General features: G+C 71.4%; 16 protein-coding genes. 4 read left to right on the forward strand and 12 right to left on the reverse strand.

Annotation, left to right across the window (positions count from 1 at the left end; translation table 11 throughout):
• The 10 genes from ABZ027_RS15300 to ABZ027_RS15345 all read right to left on the reverse strand — a co-directional run bounded on the left by ABZ027_RS15300 (position 1) and on the right by ABZ027_RS15345 (position 12,600).
• Positions 1 to 1,086 carry a glycine betaine/L-proline ABC transporter ATP-binding protein gene (locus ABZ027_RS15300; protein WP_356768268.1) on the reverse strand — a complete coding sequence of 362 codons (1,086 nt, stop codon included), beginning with the start codon at positions 1,084 to 1,086 and terminating at the stop codon, positions 1 to 3.
• Entirely contained in the window at positions 1,086 to 2,615 is a 1,530-nt protein-coding gene (locus tag ABZ027_RS15305; protein WP_356768270.1) for a GMC oxidoreductase, read from the reverse strand. Before ABZ027_RS15305 ends, ABZ027_RS15300 begins: the two co-directional genes overlap by 1 nt.
• 128 nt (positions 2,616 to 2,743) lie before the next feature.
• Positions 2,744 to 4,264 (reverse strand): aldehyde dehydrogenase family protein, encoded by a 1,521-nt coding sequence (locus tag ABZ027_RS15310; RefSeq protein ID WP_356768272.1) that lies wholly within the window; start codon positions 4,262 to 4,264, stop codon positions 2,744 to 2,746.
• A 186-nt stretch (positions 4,265 to 4,450) separates the two neighbouring features.
• Complete coding sequence (locus tag ABZ027_RS15315) at positions 4,451 to 5,635, reverse strand: hypothetical protein (RefSeq protein ID WP_356768274.1); 1,185 nt, start codon at positions 5,633 to 5,635, stop codon at positions 4,451 to 4,453.
• Positions 5,636 to 5,669: 34 nt separating this feature from the next.
• A complete protein-coding gene (locus tag ABZ027_RS15320) occupies positions 5,670 to 6,026 on the reverse strand; it encodes a hypothetical protein (RefSeq protein ID WP_356768276.1) in 357 nt (118 codons plus the stop codon).
• On the reverse strand, positions 6,013 to 7,854 hold the full coding sequence (locus ABZ027_RS15325) for a hypothetical protein (protein WP_356768278.1): 1,842 nt from the start codon (positions 7,852 to 7,854) through the stop codon (positions 6,013 to 6,015). Before ABZ027_RS15325 ends, ABZ027_RS15320 begins: the two co-directional genes overlap by 14 nt.
• 215 nt (positions 7,855 to 8,069) lie before the next feature.
• A complete protein-coding gene (locus tag ABZ027_RS15330; protein WP_356768280.1) occupies positions 8,070 to 9,059 on the reverse strand; it encodes a malate dehydrogenase in 990 nt (329 codons plus the stop codon).
• A gap of 322 nt (positions 9,060 to 9,381) precedes the next feature.
• A complete protein-coding gene (locus ABZ027_RS15335) occupies positions 9,382 to 10,806 on the reverse strand; it encodes a DUF2690 domain-containing protein (RefSeq protein ID WP_356768282.1) in 1,425 nt (474 codons plus the stop codon).
• A 290-nt stretch (positions 10,807 to 11,096) separates the two neighbouring features.
• Positions 11,097 to 11,564 (reverse strand): DUF3017 domain-containing protein, encoded by a 468-nt coding sequence (locus ABZ027_RS15340; RefSeq protein ID WP_356768464.1) that lies wholly within the window; start codon positions 11,562 to 11,564, stop codon positions 11,097 to 11,099.
• Between the two features lie 181 nt (positions 11,565 to 11,745).
• Positions 11,746 to 12,600 carry a bifunctional methylenetetrahydrofolate dehydrogenase/methenyltetrahydrofolate cyclohydrolase gene (locus ABZ027_RS15345; RefSeq protein WP_356768284.1) on the reverse strand — a complete coding sequence of 285 codons (855 nt, stop codon included), beginning with the start codon at positions 12,598 to 12,600 and terminating at the stop codon, positions 11,746 to 11,748.
• Positions 12,601 to 12,886: 286 nt separating this feature from the next.
• Here ABZ027_RS15345 and ABZ027_RS15350 point away from each other — a divergent pair, with 286 nt between their 5' ends.
• The 4 genes from ABZ027_RS15350 to ABZ027_RS15365 all read left to right on the forward strand — a co-directional run bounded on the left by ABZ027_RS15350 (position 12,887) and on the right by ABZ027_RS15365 (position 16,319).
• Positions 12,887 to 13,453 (forward strand): hypothetical protein, encoded by a 567-nt coding sequence (locus ABZ027_RS15350; RefSeq protein ID WP_356768287.1) that lies wholly within the window; start codon positions 12,887 to 12,889, stop codon positions 13,451 to 13,453.
• Positions 13,454 to 13,585: 132 nt separating this feature from the next.
• Complete coding sequence (locus ABZ027_RS15355; protein ID WP_356768289.1) at positions 13,586 to 14,332, forward strand: FHA domain-containing protein; 747 nt, start codon at positions 13,586 to 13,588, stop codon at positions 14,330 to 14,332.
• Complete coding sequence (locus tag ABZ027_RS15360) at positions 14,329 to 15,936, forward strand: protein kinase (RefSeq protein ID WP_356768291.1); 1,608 nt, start codon at positions 14,329 to 14,331, stop codon at positions 15,934 to 15,936. The genes ABZ027_RS15355 and ABZ027_RS15360 overlap by 4 nt, the downstream gene beginning before the upstream one ends.
• Before the next feature lie 44 nt (positions 15,937 to 15,980).
• Positions 15,981 to 16,319 carry a hypothetical protein gene (locus ABZ027_RS15365; protein ID WP_356768293.1) on the forward strand — a complete coding sequence of 113 codons (339 nt, stop codon included), beginning with the start codon at positions 15,981 to 15,983 and terminating at the stop codon, positions 16,317 to 16,319.
• Between the two features lie 42 nt (positions 16,320 to 16,361).
• On the opposite strand, the gene purH is transcribed toward ABZ027_RS15365, so the two are convergent.
• The gene (gene purH / locus ABZ027_RS15370) at positions 16,362 to 17,930 is read right to left on the reverse strand and encodes a bifunctional phosphoribosylaminoimidazolecarboxamide formyltransferase/IMP cyclohydrolase (RefSeq protein WP_356768295.1); all 1,569 of its coding nucleotides are present in this window, start codon (positions 17,928 to 17,930) and stop codon (positions 16,362 to 16,364) included.
• Entirely contained in the window at positions 17,927 to 18,556 is a 630-nt protein-coding gene (purN, locus tag ABZ027_RS15375; protein ID WP_356768297.1) for a phosphoribosylglycinamide formyltransferase, read from the reverse strand. Before purN ends, purH begins: the two co-directional genes overlap by 4 nt.
• Positions 18,557 to 18,607: the final 51 nt, after the last annotated feature.

Here is an 18,607-nt window from a genome sequence, read left to right on the forward strand (position 1 = left end):
TCAGACAGCCTCCTTGCCGAGCTCCGTTCCGGCCACGACATCCAGGAGCCGTTCGTGATCGACGACCCCCAGACACCGGCCGTCCTCCACGACGCAGGCCGGCTCGTGGCTGCGGGCGACGACCCTGATGGCCTCGGCGACCACGGCGTCCGCGGCGAGCGCGCCCGGGTGCGCCGAGTTGCCGCAGTCCCCGGGACGCATGGCCGTACGGACCGTCATGACCTGCTCGCGGGGAACGTCCCGGACGAACTCGCGTACGTAGTCGTCGGCCGGCGAGCCGACGATCTCCTCCGGGGTGCCCAGCTGCACCACCTGTCCGTCGCGCATCAGCGCGATGCGGTCGCCCAGCTTGAGTGCCTCGCTGAGGTCGTGGGTGATGAAGACCATCGTGCGGCCCTCCTCGCGGTGCAGCCGTACGACCTCCTCCTGCATGTCGCGCCGGATCAGCGGGTCGAGCGCGCTGAACGGCTCGTCGAACAGCAGGACCTGGGGGTCGACGGCGAGCGCGCGGGCCAGTCCGACGCGCTGCTGCTGGCCGCCGGAGAGCTGGCCCGGGCGGCGCTGCTCCATGCCCTCCAGGCCGACCTTGGCGACGATGTCCTTGGCGCGGGCCCGGCGCTCGGCGCGGCCGACGCCCTGGATCTCCAGGCCGTAGGCCACGTTGTCGAGGACCGAGCGGTGCGGGAGCAGGCCGAAGTGCTGGAAGACCATCGCGGCGCGGTGGCGGCGCAGTTCACGCAGCCGGGCCCGGTCCATGGCCCGGACGTCCTCGCCGTCGATGGCTATGGTGCCGGCGGTCGGCTCGATCAGCCGGGTCAGGCAGCGCACCAGGGTGGACTTGCCGGAGCCGGACAGGCCCATGACGACGAAGACCTCACCCTTGCGCACGTCGAAGGAGACGTCCCGGACGGCGGCCGTGCACCCGGTACGGGAACGCAGCTCGGCGGGCTCCAGCGCGGCGAGCTCAGGGTCGGCGGGGACGCTGTCGGCCTTCGGTCCGAAGACCTTCCAGAGGCCGTCCACCGAGAAGACGGGGGTGGCCGAGTCGTCCGTGGGGGGCTTGCGGGTGGGAACAGTGAGCGCCATCAGGCGTCGCCTCCGATCAGTTCAACCGCCTTCTCGCCGACCATGAGCACCCCGATCATCGGGTTCACCGCGGTCATGGTCGGGAAGACGGACGCGTCGGCGATCCGGATGCCGTCCAGACCGCGAATTTTCAGTTGGGGGTCGACGACGGCCAGTGGGTCGTCGGCCGATCCCATACGGCAGGTCCCCGCCGGGTGGTAGACGGTGTGCGCGACCTTGCGGGCGTACTCGCTCAGCTCCTCGTCGTCGGTGACCTGCGGGCCCGGCGCCACCTCGCGCTTGAGCCAGCCGGCCAGCGGCTCGGTCTTGGCGATCTCACGGGCGATCTTGATCCCGTCGACGAGGGTGCGGCCGTCGTAGTCGTCCTCGTCGGTGAAGTAGCGGAAGTCCAGGGCGGGCTTCACCGACGGGTCGGCGCTGGTCAGGTAGAGACGGCCGCGGCTCTTGGGCTTGGGGATGTTCGGGGTCATCGAGACGCCGTGCGCGGGGCGTTCGTAGCCCAGGCGTTCCGGGTTGTCCGTGAACGGGATCTGGTAGAAGTGGAACATCAGGTCGGGGCCCTGGTGTTCGGGGTCGCGGCGCACGAACAGGCCCGCGTCGGAGTCCATCGCGGAGTTCTCGGGGATGGGTCCGTTCGTCTCCCAGACGATCACCGACTCGGGGTGGTCGAGCAGGTTCTCGCCGACGCCGGGCAGGTCGTGCACGACGGGGATGCCCAGTTTGACCAGATCTTCCTTGGGCCCGATGCCGGAGTGCAGCAGCAGCCGGGGCGAGTCGACGGCGCCCGCGCACAGCAGCACCTCCTTGCCGGCCCGGACCAGGATCTCCTCGCCGTCCTTGGTGCGGACGTGCACGCCCTCGGCGCGGGTGCCGTTCAGCTCCAGCCGGTAGGCCCAGGTCTCCAGCATGATGTGGAGGTTGGGCCGCTCGTCCATCACCGGGTGGAGATACGCCACCGAGGCGCTGGAGCGCTTGTTGTTCTCGGGGTGGTAGGCGAGGTCGAAGAACCCGACGCCGTCGTTGAACGGTTTCTTGTTGAAGCCCTCGATGCGGGGGACCTCCAGCGCCTTCTGCGCGGAGTCCACGAAGTCGCGGGCGATGGCGTTGCGGTCCTTCTCGTCGACCGGGACGACGTTGTTCTTCAGCCGCGCGTAGTACGCCTCCATCGGCACCGCGCCCCAGCCCTTGGCGCCGGCCGCCTCCCACTCGTCCCAGTCGGACGGCAGCGGCTTGAAGGCGATCAGGGTGTTGTGCGAGGAGCAGCCGCCGAGGACCCGGGCTCGGCTGTGCCGGATGTGCGAGTTGCCGCGTGGCTGTTCGGTGGTGGGGTAGTCGTAGTCGAGTTCGCCGCCGAGCAGACCCATCCAGCGGCGCAGGGTCAGCACGTCGTCGCGGTCGACGTCACTGGGGCCGCCCTCGATGACGGCGACGGTGACGTCGGGGTTCTCGGTGAGGCGGGAGGCTATGACGGAGCCTGCGGTGCCGCCGCCGATGACGACATAGTCGTAGACAGGTGGGTTCTCGGGCATGGGGGGTACTCCTGGGGCTTGCGGGGCCAGGGCTTCGGTGGCCTGGGCTCGGGGTGGCCTGGGCGGGGGGCCTGGGCTCAGGGGCGGCCGAGAGGTGGGCTCGGCCGCCGAACCAGCGGAGGTGGTGATCAGCCGCCGAACCAGCGGACGGGCTTCGGGGCGAGGTTCTGGTAGACGTGCTTCGCCTCGCGGTACTCCGCGAGTCCGGCGGGGCCGAGTTCGCGGCCCACTCCGCTCTTGCCGAAGCCGCCCCACTCGGCCTGCGGGAGGTAGGGGTGGAAGTCGTTGATCCAGACGGTGCCGTGGCGCAGGCGGCCCGCGACCCTGCGGGCCCGGCCGGCGTCGGTGGTCCACACGGCGCCCGCGAGTCCGTACTCGGTGTCGTTGGCGAGGGTGACGGCCTCGTCCTCGGTGCGGAACGTCTCGACGGTGAGGACCGGCCCGAAGACCTCCTCCCGGACGACCCGCATCTCGCGGTGGCAGTGGTCGAGGACGGTCGGCTCGTAGAAGTAGCCCTGCTCGGGCCGCTGCGGGGACGGCTCGGGGCGCTTGCCGCCGGAGCGCAGCACCGCGCCCTCCTTCAGGGCGGACTCGACGTACCCCTCCACCTTGGCGCGTTGCTGCTCGGAGACGAGGGGGCCGCACTCGACGCCGTCCTCGGTGCCGCGTCCGAGGCGGATACGGTCCGCCCGGCGGGCCAGTTCGGCGACGAAGCGGTCCCGGACCGACTCCTCGATGATGAGCCGGCCGCCCGCCGAGCAGACCTGGCCGCTGTGGATGAAGGCCGCGTTGAGGGCCTGGTCGACGGCGGTGTCGAAGGCCTCGTCGGTGGCGCAGGCGTCGGCGAAGACGACGTTGGGGTTCTTGCCGCCGAGTTCGAGGGCGACCTTCTTGACGCTCGGCGCGGCGGCCTGGGCCACCTTGGTGCCGCTGACCAGGCCACCGGTGAAGGAGACGAGGTCGACGTCGGGGTGCTCGGCGAGGCGGGCGCCGACCGAGTGGCCGGGGCCGGTGACGATGTTCGCGACTCCGGCGGGCAGCCCCGCCTCGGTCAGCAGGTCGATCAGGGCGATCGTCGTGAGGGGGGTGATCTCGCTCGGCTTGACCACGAAGGTGTTTCCGGCCGCGAGCGCCGGGGCTATCTTCCAGCTCGCCTGGAGGAGGGGGTAGTTCCACGGGGTGATCAGCGCGCAGACGCCGATCGGCTCATGGACGACCACGCTGTGGATGTCGGGCGAGCCCGCGTCGACCACCCGGCCGGGCGACTCACCCGCGACCAGGTCGGCGAAGTAGCGGAAGGCGTCCGCGACACAGTCGATGTCGACGCAGCCCTCCTCGATGGTCTTGCCCGCGTCCCGGCTCTCCAGCAGACCGAGTTCGGCACGGTCGCGTACGAGGAGATCGGCGACGTGGCGCAGCAGCGCGGCGCGTTCGGTGACCGGTGTGCCGGGCCAGTCACCCCGGTCGAAGGCCCGGCGGGCCGCCGCGACCGCCAGGTCGGTGTCCTTCTCGTCGCCTTCCGCGACCACGGCGAACGGCAGGGCGTCCGCGGGGTCGAGGATCTCGCGCGTGGCGCCGGAGACGGCTTCACGCCACTCTCCGTCCGCGTGGATGGTCTTCCGCGCCTGGAGTTCCACTCTGTCCGCCATGATCGGTATTGCCTTCCGTTCCTGTTCAGCGCCCCTGCGTCAGGCGTGTGTCACTCACCGGGACCGGGATCGCATGCCCCCAGGAAGGCATTGCATGCGCAATCCCTGGCCGAAAGTGCGCCGTGTCACTGACCTTTCAGACAAAGGTGACATAAGGCGCACATCTGAACTGTGGAAGGCCGTGACTCAGTCGATCGCCGCCGGGTCACAGGCGTAGGGCGGACAGAAGTGGTCCACGGCGGTGGTGAGCAGCTCCAACTCGTCCTCGCCGCCGTTCGCGTCGGGGCCGTAGGCGGCTATGGCGTAGATGCTGCCGTCCGCCGCTACGAAACGCTCGTCGTAGACGTGCCAGGTGCCGATGTCGGGCTCGCCCTTGATGCTGTCTGCGGTGTACTCCAGTCGTGAGCCGATGAACTCCCCGTCATCCAGGGTGTCCAGGGAGATTTCCCTGAAACCGGCCGCCTTGACGGTCTGGTCGGACAGGAACAGGTCGAACGAGGCGGCCGGGGACTCCTCGGCCACCTGGTAGATCTGCAGCCGGTGCTCACGGTCCGCGCTGCGGTAGTTGACGACGGCCATGCCGAACTGGGAGGCCTTCGTGCCGCGAGTCCAGCCCTCGGGCCGCGCGATCCGGAATCCCTCCCGGTCCTCGTACCACTCCCATCCCGCGGGGAGCGCGGAGGTCGAGGGGGACGGGGACGCCGTCTCCTCGGTGTCCGTCGGAGCGGGGTCGCTCTGCTGCGAGACCTCGGCCGGCGGTGACGACTCGGACCCGCTCGCCGCGACCGACGGCTTGTCCTTGTCGTCCCCGGAAACCACCAGGGTCAGCACCAGGCTCACGGCGACACCGACAGCGGCCGCCCCGGCCACCACGGACCACACGAGCCGACGGCTCATTCCCCGGGCCGGGGCGGGCACGGCGGGCTGACCGGCGGGCGGCCAGGTCGTGGCGGGCCAGGCGCCGTCGCCGCCACCTCCCGACTGCGACAGGGCCGGGCCCTGGCCGGACACCTCGGTCGGGGACCACGCCACATCAGCGGCAGCGGCACCGGCACCCACCGGGCTGTGCCAGCCGTTCTGGCCGCCGGATCCCGGCCAGCCGACGGGGGCGGGGGGTGGGGTGGGGGCGGGCGACGGCGATACGGCAGCCGGGGCGGGCCCGTCGGGGGAGGCTGCCGCACCGGACGCGGGATCCTCACCGCGCACCGTCTCCTCGCCGCCCACCGAGCCCGTCCCGACGCCCGGGTCCCTGGGCGCGAACCCCGGACGGGCCGGGGGCGGAGGCGTGACCGGGGTGGGTGCCGTGCCTGGGCCCGCGGCGTCCTCCCAGCGTTGGGTCTCCTCGTTCCAGTACCGTGCTCCCCCGCTCATCGCGTCCCTCCCCGTTCTGCGGCCTCGGCCGCGCTCAGATGTTCAGAAGGCCGGCCACGGCTCCGGCCGAGGCGATCAGACCGACCAGGGCCTGGGAGTCCTGGAGGAGTTGCCGCAGGCGGTCGAGGCGCGACGGCGACGATGTCCCGGTGCGGGTGATCTCGTCCTCGGTGTCCGCGAGCGCCGCGTCCAACGCCGCCGTCTCGTCGCTGGCCCGCACTCGGGTCAGGTCGGCACGCAACTCCCGTACGGCGGCCAGCAGTTCCTCGGCGGCCTGGTCGCGCGGCGGGGTCGTGCCGTGGTGGCTCTCGGCGTGCGCGTGGCTGCCGATGGCGAAGGTGCTCTTCGAGACACCGCCGCTGATGCTGACGTTGGGCTCATCCGTTGCCATCGGAGTCGGATCCCTTCTGCGGCGCGACGCCGCCGGAAGTCGTAGCGGAAGGAGTGGCGGGCGTGGCGGGCGTGGCGGGATCCGAGGCGGCCGCGGGTGTGGACGACGAGGCCTTCGCGTGGCTGCCCACGGCGAAGGTGCTGCCCTCCACGCCGCCCTCGATGTTCACTCCGCCGCCGCTGATGTTGACGATCTTCTGGACGAACTCGCCGGTCCGGTAACCGGATTCCTCGAGCGCGGCCCGCACCCCGTGGGCGACCCGGTCCTGCACGCTCTTGAGGTAGCGGGACACATCCATGTCCTGGAATGTGGACCCGACGCGCGCCGACCCCAGTTCCCGCACCGACAGGGCCGGTCCGTCGGGCAGCGCGCCCGCGTATCCGCCGGTCAGCAGCCGCCAGCCGTAGACGACGCCCTTGCCCAGCGTGACCAGGGAGCGGGCCGCGGATCCGGGCAGGCGGGCGATCCCCCAGGCGGCCTTGCCGACCACGTGGTTGTGGCGGAAGGCGTGGGCGACACGGTCGGCGTCCTTGAACTCCTCGCGCACCGGCAGCAGCACGTGCGGGGCGATCTCCAGCATGAGCATGCGGCCCTGGGTGTGGATGCGCACGAACACCGTGACGACCAGCTCCTCCTCCCAGCCGCCGACCCGGATGCGCAGGAAGTGCCGCCGCTTCTCGGCGCCCTCCTCGACCGCCCGGACCCGGTGTTCCTCGAAGGCCCGCTCGTTGTACGGCGCCTCCTCGCGCCGCATGAGTCCCTCGGCGGGCAGGAACACGCACTCGTCGATCTCCAGCCACCGCAGCCGGTCACGCACGGTGTGTCCGGCGAACTCGGCGGGCAGCCGCAGCTGTTCGAGCAGCGGGCGGATCTTCTCCAGGACCGTGCGGTTGCTGATCGGCTGCTGCTTCTTCATGCCGTCGGGACGGAGTTCGACCGCCAGCACCCAGGTCTCGTAGGCGTCGCCCGTCCCGCAGAACGGCCGGGCCTCGTGATACATGATCAGCGGCGCGTGCTGTTCGACGCGGATGCGTTCCTTCAGCCGCTGGAAGCGCTGCCCCTCGGCCTGCTCCGCCGGGTCACCCGCGGCGTCCGCGAATCCCGTCGGGGACAGTTCGGCGGACATCATCCTGGCGAACTGGGCCCGCTGCGCCACCAGGCACAGGGTGACCAGCGCGAACAGGCCGAACGCGAGCCAGGCCCGCCACGGCTCGATCATGGCGCTGACCTGGGAGGGGTTGGGGAAGACGAAGTCGGAGGCGCTGGAGCTGTCGCCGTACGAGTCGTAGCCGGACGAGCCGTACTGGGACGAGTACGGGTCCTCGTCCTTGCCGCCGAACGCGGCCATCAGCATGATCACCAGGAACATGGCGAAACTGAGGCGGCCCCACCAGCGGAGCAGGAAGGCCGAAAGCCGCCGGTACACGGGCGGATCGGCGGCGCGGCCGCGGACCCAGCCGGCCAGGGCGAGCGCCAGACTCGGTCCGATGAAACCCGCCATCAGACCGCCGGTCATGGGCAGCCCCACCACCCACAGGAACAGCACCAGTCCCGCCCACAGCAGCTCCTGGCGCCGGGCCCGCAGGGCGTGCGCGAGGACGCGGGCCGCGTCGAAGCCGAGCGAGGGCGCGACGATCCGCTGCTCGTTGAGGTGGAGTTGTTCGATGACCCGGTCCCGGTAACCGGAGTCCACATAGGCGCCCGCGCACAGCAGCCGGCTCGCCTCGCTGGCGTGCGGCGGAGTGGGCGGGTGCGGTGGCGCCGAGGGCGCCGGTGGGGCGCCGTTGTCCGTCGACTGTGGTTGCTGAGGCACGTATGCGGTACTCACGCCGCTCCCCCGATGCGTGGAAAACCCTTGTTCACCGTGTTGTTGACAAACAATCAGCATAGAGGGACGGGAGGGAGCGGGGGAACCGGAACGTCAAGGAGCATCCGAACGGGGAGGTCCGGACGAGGACGTGCCCAGGACGGAGCACGGGCCCCGTTCCGGCCGAAACCGGAGCGGGGCCCGTGCGGGGTCGTGCGAGAACCGTGGAGTACGGCTCAGATGAGGCCGAGGCCGCGGACCGCCTCGCGCTCCTCGGTGAGCTCCTGGACGGAGGCGTCGATCCGGGCGCGGGAGAACTCGTTGATGTCCAGGCCCTGGACGATCTCGTACTGGCCGTCCTTCGTGGTGACCGGGAAGGAGGAGATCAGGCCCTCCGGGACGCCGTAGGAACCGTCCGACGGGATGCCCATGGAGGTCCAGTCGCCCTCGGCGGTGCCGTTGACCCAGGTGTACACGTGGTCGATGGCGGCGTTGGCGGCGGAGGCGGCCGAGGACGCGCCACGGGCCTCGATGATCGCGGCGCCGCGCTTGGCGACGGTCGGGATGAAGTCCTCGGCGAGCCACTTCTCGTCGTTCACGACCTCGGCGGCGTTCTTGCCGGCGACCGTGGCGTGGAAGATGTCCGGGTACTGGGTCGCGGAGTGGTTGCCCCAGATGGTCAGGCGCTTGATGTCGGCGACCGTGGAGCCCGTCTTCTTCGCGAGCTGGGTCAGCGCGCGGTTGTGGTCCAGGCGGGTCATCGCGGTGAACCGCTCGGCCGGTACGTCCGGGGCGGCGGCCTGGGCGATCAGGGCGTTGGTGTTGGCCGGGTTGCCGACGACCAGGACCTTGATGTCGTCCGCGGCGTTGTCGTTGATGGCCTTGCCCTGCGGCTTGAAGATGCCGCCGTTGGCGGAGAGCAGGTCACCGCGCTCCATGCCCTTGGTGCGCGGGCGGGCGCCCACCAGGAGGGCGACGTTGGTGCCGTCGAAGGCGACGTTCGGGTCGTCCGTGATGTCGATGCCCTGGAGCAGCGGGAACGCGCTGTCGTCCAGTTCCATGGCGGTGCCCTCGGCGGCCTTCAGCGCGGGGGTGATCTCCAGGAGGCGGAGCCTGACCGGCACGTCCGCGCCGAGCAGCTGGCCGGAGGCGATGCGGAAGAGCAGGGCGTAACCGATCTGGCCGGCCGCGCCGGTGACGGTGACGTTCACGGGAGTGCGGGTCATGGCGTTCTCCGTATGACAGCTGGCGGTGGGGCGTCCCTGCCCCGGACGTTTGATCGATCTCTTGGCGTCAAGAGAGATCAACGGCCAGGCTATCGCGCATCCGGGATCCCGGACGTCCGGGGCCATGTGGCCCAGCCCACAGAGCCCGGTGCGGTCCACGAAAAGCGGCGGCCGCCCGTCCGGGAGAGGGGGACGAAGGCGGCCGCCGTGCGGGGGTTCCGTCTCCGGACTCCCGTGGGGGTAAGGGTCGCGTGCCCGGGTTTCCGGGAACCATGCGTAGGGCTCCCGGAAATTTTCTGCCGACCCGCGGGGGTACCCCGACTCAGGTGGTGCATCCCTGCTGTCCCGCGGCGAGTATCGCGCACGCCCTGGCCTCGCCGGCGTCCTTCACGGCCACCATCGGCGTGTACGCGATGGTGTCCCCGGCGACCGTGATGTTCCCGCTCTGCGTGGTCTTTCCCGCGGTCAGCCGCACCTCGTCGCCCGGTGCGGCCTGCGTGATACGTCCCCAGGCCGCGCCGCAGGCCTTGCTGTAGCGGACCTCGACGACACTCGCGCCGACGGTCAGGGACTTGGCGGTGGTCACAAGATCGCCGCTGCAGCCCATGCTCTCCGCGTCCTTGCCGGTGCACGAGGCACCGCTGCACTTCACCCCGGGCGGCAGGTCGGCGTTGGTACTCACGGACGGGGAGGGCGAGGGCGCCGCTTCCTGCTTCTTGTCGCCGCCCTTGGTGAGGTAGAACGCGGCGGCGACCACGACCAGTACACCGACCACGCCCGCGAGGAACATGGTCAGCCGCTGCTTACGGCTCGGCCCGCCGGACGGGCGGGCACCTGGCCGGGGCCCCTGCGGGGGTCCGCCGTGCGGGCCCGCCGGCGCCGGGTTCCACGCCGTACCGTCCGCCGAGGTCGACGAGGGGGGCGCGGGAGAGGGCGACGGGGGCACCGGCGGCGAGGGGGCCGGAGCGGGCGGCGCCGCCCCGGCCGCACGTCGGCCACCACCCGCCGACGGGCCCTGGTAGCCCGCCAGCCCCCAGGAGTTCTGCTTCGCCGATATCTCCGGGGTGCCGCCGGAGGGGGTTCCCGACGAGTCCGTCGACCCATCGGCGGACGAGTCGCTCGACCCGGGCGACCCGGGCGACCCGCCGTCGGACGACCCGTTCGATCCGCTCGACCCACTCGACCCGCCGACGGACGACCCGCCCGCAGTCCCGCTGGTACCGGCCGGGGGCGGTATCTCCCGTACGACGCCGGTCGAGTCCTGGACCTCCGGTGCCGTCGGCTGGGGAGGCACGGTCGGGGCCACCCCGGCCGGTCCGGCGATGCCCGGTCTGACCGTTGTGCTGCCGCTTCTGCGGGCCGTTCCGGTCGCCTTGGCACTGGCCGGGGGCGCGACGACGTCGCCGCCGAACTCGCCGAGCGCGGCCCGCGCCTGGGAGATCCGGATGGCCTCCATGGTCATGTCGTGGCGCATCTCCGAGCGGCTCCAGGCACGTTCGGCGAGCTCCCACATCGTGGTCAGATGAATGGGATTGGTGCCGGTGACCTCGGCCAGCGCGACGATCGCGCCCTTCGGCGCGAGGAGCCGGCCGTTCAGATAACGCTCCCAGGACGTCTTGCTGTAGCCCGTGCGGTCCGCCACCGCCGCGATGCTGAGGCCACTGCGGTCCACGAGCCGACGCAACTGGCTCGCGAACTCTCGGACCTGCGGATCCAGTTCGTCCGGCAAAGCCTTCCAACGAGGCATTGCTTCCCCTCTTCCCCCCGGTTGGTGCTGGTTGTCCCGCGCGTTCCCCCGTGCGTGCTGCCCTCCGCCGAGTCCCCGTTGTGGCTACCCACAGGGATGCGCGTACTCAGGATCTCAGTTCCCGGGCCGGGGGCGCACGGGTGCATCGTGGCCAAGAGGGCGCACCGTCGCACGCCCTCCGGGCCGGGTGAGAACAACGGCGGCGGCCCGTTCCTTCCCGGAGGAGGACGGGCCGCCGTCAGGTGTGTGAGGTCGGAGAAGGTCTTCCGTGCCGTCCTAGTGCCGCGGCACTAGCCGCTGACCGTGAAGTGCAGGGTGTCCTTCAGGAACGGGATCACCAGCCACGGGTTCGGCTGCACCATCAGCGCCAGCAACGCGATCGCGCCGCCGAGCACGCCGTAGGTGACGATGTCGGTGAAGCGGGAGCGGACGGCGAGCATGCCGACGTCCGGCAGCAGCCAGCGCAGGATCCCGCCGGCCAGCAGCGCGACGCCGATCAGCAGGATTCCGACGCGGAACAGGTCGAGGGCGGTCAGCAGCAGTCCGAGTCCGACCGTCGACAGGACGGCGAGGATCGGCCACTGCCTCGCGGGCGCCGGGGCGTCGCGGGGTGCGGCCCGGCCGCCACCCTCGGGGCGCGCGGTGTCCCTGGTGAACAGCGGGAACCGCCGGGTCACCCGGCGCGGGTGCCCCTCGGCGTCGGGCGCGCTGATCGGGTCCCGCACCTCGATGTCGTCGACGGCCTCGGCTCCGTCCACGTCCTGGACTTCCGCTGCCTTCTCGACCTTCTCGGCGCTCTCGACGCGCTCGGCGGTCTCGGCGTCGTCCCCGCTCGCGGTGGGGTCGACGCTCTCAGCGCCGTCGGGCGGGGACGCGATGTCCCGCGGCGCCCGGTCGTCGGACGCCGGGTTGCCGGACGCCGGGTTGCCGGACGTGCCCTCAGCCGACACTGCGCTCCGCCGCCTCGACCACGTTGACGAGCAGCTGCGCCCGGGTCATCGGACCGACGCCGCCCGGGTTGGGGGAGATGAAACCGGCCACCTCGGCGACGTCCGGGTGCACATCGCCGACGATCTTGCCCTCGGCGCTGCGGGAGACCCCGACGTCGAGGACGGCCGCGCCGGGCTTCACGTCCTGCGCGCGGATCAGGTGGGCGGAACCGGCCGCGGCGACGATGATGTCCGCGCGCCTCAGGTGCGCGGCCAGGTCACGGGTGCCGGTGTGGCACTGGGTCACCGTGGCGTTCTCGCTGCGGCGGGTCAGCAGCAGCGGCATGGGGCGGCCGATGGTGACGCCACGGCCGACGACCACGACCTCGGCGCCCTTGATCTCCACGCCGTAGCGGCGCAGCAGGGTCAGCACGCCGTTCGGGGTGCAGGGCAGCGGGGCGGGCTCGTTGAGGACGAGACGGCCGAGGTTCATCGGGTGCAGGCCGTCGGCGTCCTTGTCCGGGTCCATCAGCTCCAGGATCCGGTTCTCGTCGATGCCCTTCGGCAGCGGCAGCTGGACGATGTAGCCGGTGCAGGCCGGGTCCTCGTTCAGTTCGCGGACGACCGCCTCGATCTCCTCCTGCGTCGCCGTGGCGGGCAGTTCGCGCTGGATGGAGGCGATACCGACCTGGGCGCAGTCGCGGTGCTTGCCGGCCACGTACTTCTGGCTACCGGGGTCCTCCCCGACGAGGATCGTGCCGAGGCCGGGCGTGACGCCCTTCTCCTTCAGCGCCGCCACGCGGGCGGTCAGATCGGACTTGATCGCGGCTGCGGTGGCCTTGCCATCGAGAATCTGGGCGGTCATGGCCCCATCCTCGCGGATGACCGGTCCCGGGTTCCAATCAGGGCCCCTTTGGGTGGTGCGGCATCCGCCCGCCCATATCCCGCCCGTATCCCCTCATGATCAGTCATGTTGCACTTGCACAACGCCTGCCGACCGCGGCTGGACAAGCGGGACGAGGGTGCAGAACCATGACATGCACAGTGCCGCGGGCAGCTCATCGGGGGGACGGCCGCATCCAGAAACTTTCCTCCTTCGATGCGGCTGTGCGTCGTCCCCGCACTTGAAAACCAACGGAGGAAACACCGCCATGAGTTACGGCGACCCGAACAACCCCTACGGCGCGCCCCAGGGCCAGCCGCAGCAGCCCCAGCAGGGTTACGGCTACCCCCAGCAGCAGGGCCAGGCGCCCGGTTACGGCTACCCCCAGGCCCCGCCGGTGCAGCAGGCCTACGGCGTCGGCGCCCCGATGACGACGATGCCCGGCTCGGTCAGCGCGGCCCGCGTGATGCTGTGGGTCATCGTCGGTCTGCAGGTCCTCGGCGTGGCCATCTTCGCGTTCGCCGCCGTGGCCATCGACAAGGCCAAGGACGACGCCGCCTTCGAGCAGATCGCCGACTACCCGACCGGTGTGCTGTGGGCCTTCTCGGTGTTCGCGCTGGCCTGGCTGGTGTGGGCGGCCTTCCTGGCGACGAAGTTCACCTCCGGCGGCAACGGCCTGCGGGTCACGGTCCTGGTGTTCGGTGTCATCACCGCGGTCCTCGGCCTGTACCCGTTCACCCTCGTGGGCATAATCCACCTGGTGCTCGGCATCCTGATCGCCGTCTTCGCCGGCAACTCCAAGGGCAAGGCCTGGTTCAACCGGCCGCGCTACTGAGGACGTTGGCCGGACTGAACAGTTCACGCCATTCCTGTCCAAGGGCCGTGTCTCACCCGCACGAGGGGGACACGGCCCTGGTGCGTCGCCCTACTCTGACCTCTGTAGCCGTCAGGCACGGGGAGAAGCACCTTGTACAGCATCATCGTGGTACCTCCGCCGACCACGGAGGACGAGCCCCAGCGCGCACAACAGCGACTCGCGCCCGGCGAGCGGTTGACCTTCGGCCGCTCCGTTCGTGAGAACGACCTCGTCGTCCCGCATGACGGGGTGTCCCGCCGCGCGGGCGTGATCAGCGCGCAGGGCGCCTTCTGGACCCTGAGCAACCTCTGCGGCCACCAGACGTACGTGGTGGAGAACCCGGAGGGCGCGGGCGAGCACATAAAGGTCGGTCCGGGGCGGCTGGACGCGCCGGTGCCGTTCGAGTTCTCGCGGATCGTGCTGCCCGCGGCGGGCGACCTGCTGGCCATCGACGTGTGGGCGCCGCGCCACGACTATCTGCGCGCCGAGGGCGGCCTCGACGGCGACACCACCGCGCCCGCGTTCTCCGTCGACCGCACCAAGCGCTACTTCGCGGTCCTGGCCGCCCTGTGCGAGCCACGGCTGCGCGGTGAACCGCACGCCCCGCTGCCCACCGTCGAGCAGGTCGTCGACCGGCTCCGCCCGAACTGGCCCGCGGCGTCCCGCACCACCGTGCAGTGGAACATCGACTACCTGGCCGTCAAGCTGCGCCTCAAGCCCGGCCCGGACACCGCGGAGACCGGTGCCCGGCTCAACGGCAAGAAGGAGTCCCTGGTGTCCCTGGCGCTCCGCTTCGACCTGGTCCGGGAGGACGACCTCGTCGTCCTGACGGCCCCGGCAGCCCGGGGGGCACGGTGACCGAGCCGTACGCCGTGCCGGTGCCCCGCGGGTACCGGGTCGGCGTCTGGGAGGTGCGCGAGCCGATCGCGACGGGCGCGTTCGGGAGCGTGTACGAGGCCCGGCGCACCCAGGACGTCGACGGCGGCGAGGAACTGCCCCGCACGGTCGCCCTGAAGTTCCTGCCCACCGGCACGGGCACCCCCAGACAGCTGACCCACCTGCGCGAACTGATCGAGCGGGAGGTCGAGTTGTACCGCCGGCTCAGACGCCCGCGACTGATCCGGATGTACGACACCCTCACCGTCGACGACCCGGGACGCCCGACCCTCGACGGTGCCACGGTCCTCGTCCTGGAGAAGGCGGAACGATCACTGTCCGCCCTGCTCAGCGCCTCGCCCCGGCCCGGGGCGGGCCCGGTCCTGCTCGCCCAGATCTGCGAGGGGCTGGCCCAGCTGCATCGCGCGGGCTGGGTGCACGGGGATCTCAAACCGGCCAACGTGCTGTTGATGAAGGACGGTTCGGCGCGGCTGGCCGACTTCAACATGGCCGCGGAGCTGGAGGGCACCCACGCGTACACGCCCGCCTTCTCCACCCCTGACTACACCCCGCCGGAGTTGCTCTGGTCGGAGATCGGCGAACGGGGCCGCCGGATCCGTCCGTCCGCCGACGTCTGGGCCTTCGGGGTCCTCGCCCACCTCGTCCTGGCCGACTCCTTCCCGCTGCCCGGCGGCACCTCGACGGCCCGCCGGGACGCGGCCGCCGCGTACGCGCGGGGCACGGACGAGCTGCGTCTGTCGCCGGAACTGCCCCAGGTGTGGCGGGAGATCGTGCGGGACTGTCTGGCTCGCACGCACGCCGACCGCATCACCACCGAGACCCTGCTGCGCCGGGTCGAGGCGGCGGCGGGCTCGGGCCGCTCACCGCGTCCGCCCCGGATGCCGCTGCGCCGCCGTACGGCCGTCCTGGCCGCCGCGGCCGCCGCGGTCGTGGTGGCCGCGCTCGGCTACGCCGTCTCCACCTGGTGGGACCCCGCCGGCACGGCCGCCCCCGGTGCCGCCTCAGGTGCCGCCCCCGGTGCCGTCGACGGCGGGAAGATCTCCGCGGAGACGGGCGCCGAGAGCGTCACGTCCGCCGGTTACGGCGCCGCCGAGCTCCGTACGGACAAGGGCGTCCCCGTGAAGTACCGCAAGCTGATCGTCGACTCGGCCCACAACTGCGCCCAGCCGGAGGTCACCCCGGCTCTCATCGCGGCTCTGCTCAAGTCGGAGAGCAACTTCGACCCGGGCCTGTCCGACCCGGTGGCGGGTGAATACGGCATCGCCCGCTGGACCCCGACCATCCTGCGCTGGTGGGTCAGCGACGACGGCGTCCCCGCGAAGGAGACACCCCGGCCGCCGCTCACGCCCGAGCTGTCCATTCCCGCCGTGGGCCGCTACCTCTGCGCCATCGAACCGCTGTTGAACCCCTCCCTGCCGGGCGACCGGCGGGTGCTGCTCGCCGCCTCGTACCGGACGTCCTACAAGAAGGTGAACGCCGCGAAAGGCGTTCCCCCCAAGGCTCGTGGCTACGCCGACCGCGTCGCTCACTACCTCAAGGAGTACACGCCTCCGGCCGCGATGTGACCCTGAGACTTCCCAGGTTCCGCGTCGGACCCGCTGGTGGGAACGTGGCGCCCGAGGTGGTCTCCGGCCAGATCGGGGGAAGGCCGGAGGCCACCGTCACGCAGGTGTCCGGCTCAGCCGCAGCTGCCGGTGATCCACTTGTGGGACCGGACCTCGTAGGTGCCGGCGAGGTTGCCGCCCACACCAACGGCACCCGTAACTGGGGCCTGTTCCAGATCTCCGATGCCCGCCTGCGCGAAAGGGGCGGCACACCTCGTCAGGCGCTGGACCCGGAGTGGAACATCCGGGCGGCGCACCGCCTGTGGAGCAGCGGCCACGACTTCCACGACTGGCCGCACTGCGAGCGAGCCGTCAAGCACGCCCCGACCGCCACACCCCGGTAGCCGACCCGGCAGGGACCCCGAGGTCCCTGCCAGGAGCGACGGTCAGTGGAAGAAGTGCCGCGTGCCCGTGAAGTACATCGTCACGCCAGCCTTCTTCGCCGCCTCGACCACCAGCTCGTCGCGGACCGAACCGCCGGGCTGGACCACGGCCTTCACGCCGGCCTCGACGAGGATCTCCAGGCCGTCCGGGAAGGGGAAGAACGCGTCCGACGCGGCGTACGAGCCCTGCGCGCGCTCGGCGCCCGCCCGCTCGACGGCCAGCTTCGCGGAGTCGACGCGGTTGACCTGCCCCATGCCGACGCCGACCGAGGCGCCGTCCTTGGCGAGGAGGATCGCGTTCGACTTCACCGCACGGCAGGCCTTCCAGGCGAAGGACAGCTGCTCCAGCTCGTCCGCGCCGAGCGCCTCGCCGGTCGCCAGGGTCCAGTTCGCGGGGTCATCGCCCTCGGCCTGGAGCCGGTCGGCGACCTGGAGCAGGGCGCCGCCGTCGATCGGCTTGACGTCGACCGGGTGGGCGGGGCCGTCCGGGACGCGCAGCACGCGGATGTTCTTCTTCCTGGCCAGGGCCTCCAGCGCGCCGTCCTCGTAGTCGGGCGCGACGATGACCTCGGTGAAGATCTCCGCGACCTGCTCGGCCATCTCCTTCGACACCGGCCGGTTGACCGCGATCACGCCGCCGAACGCCGACAGCGGGTCACAGGCGTGCGCCTTGCGGTGCGCCTCGGCGACATCGGCGCCCACCGCGATACCGCACGGGTTGGCGTGCTTGATGATCGCGACGGCCGGCTCGGTGTGGTCGTACGCGGCACGGCGGGCGGCGTCCGTGTCCGTGAAGTTGTTGAACGACATCTCCTTGCCGTGCAGCTGCTCCGCCGCCGCCAGGCCGCCCGTGCCGGCGGTGTAGAGGGCGGCGGGCTGATGCGGGTTCTCGCCGTAGCGCAGGGTGTGCGCGCGCTCCAGGCTGGTGGCGAGGAAGGAGGGGAAGGGGGAGTCGTCGGCGGGCGCGTAGGAGGAGGCGAACCAGGAGGAGACCGCGATGTCGTACTCGGCGGTGTGCCGGAACGCCTCGGCGGCCAGCCGCTTGCGGGTGGCGAGGTCGAAGCCGCCCTGCTGCACGGCGGCGAGGACGTCCGCGTACCGGGCGGGGCTGGTGACCACGGAGACGGAGGGGTGGTTCTTGGCGGCGGCGCGGACCATGGACGGCCCGCCGATGTCGATCTGCTCCACGCACTCGTCCGGCGTGGCACCGGAGGCGACCGTCTCGCGGAAGGGGTAGAGGTTGACGACGACCAGGTCGAAGGGCTCCACGCCCAGCTCGGCGAGCTGGTTGCGGTGGTCCTCGAGGCGCAGGTCGGCCAGGATGCCCGCGTGGACCTTGGGGTGCAGGGTCTTGACGCGGCCGTCCAGGCACTCGGGGAAGCCGGTGAGCTCCTCGACCCTGGTGACGGGGACGCCGGCGCCGGCGATACGGGAGGCGGTGGACCCGGTGGAGACGAGCTCCACGCCCGCCTCGTGCAGCCCGCGCGCGAGGTCCTCGAGCCCGGTCTTGTCGTAGACGCTGACGAGCGCGCGACGGATGGCCCGCTTGTTGCTCTCGGCGGTGGCGGTCACTGGATAACTACCTTTCGTCCCTCAATGCGATAGCCGTTGCGGGCGAGCCGCCCCACGACCTCGACGAGCAGTCTTCGCTCGACTTCCTTGATGCGCTCGTGCAGAGCGCTCTCGTCGTCCTCGTCCCGGATCTCGACCACGCCCTGGGCGATGATCGGGCCGGTGTCGACGCCGTCGTCGACGAAGTGGACGGTGCAGCCGGTGACCCGGGCGCCGTACGCGAGCGCGTCACGGACCCCGTGGGCGCCGGGAAAACTGGGCAGGAGGGCGGGGTGCGTGTTCACGAACCGCCCGCCGAAGCGGGCCAGGAACTCCTTGCCCACGATCTTCATGAACCCCGCGGACACCACGAGGTCGGGCTGGTACGCGGCGACCGCCTCGGCGAGGGCGGCGTCCCACTCGTCGCGCGTCCCGAACTCCTTGACCTTCCGCACGAAGGTGGGAATCCCGGCGCGCTCGGCCCGCGCGAGCCCCTCGATGCCCTCGCGGTCGGCGCCCACGGCCACGATCTCGGCGCCGTAGGCCTCGGTGCCGCTGGTCTCGATGGCGTCGAGCAGCGCCTGGAGGTTCGTACCGGATCCGGAGACCAGCACGACGAGGCGCTTGGCCACGGGCTTGGCGGCCACGGTGAGGCCCTTTCTCGGGGGTGCGTTTGTACGGTCGTACGAATGCTTCAC

This window comes from Streptomyces sp. NPDC006332 (assembly GCF_040612855.1).
Taxonomy (GTDB): domain Bacteria; phylum Actinomycetota; class Actinomycetes; order Streptomycetales; family Streptomycetaceae; genus Streptomyces.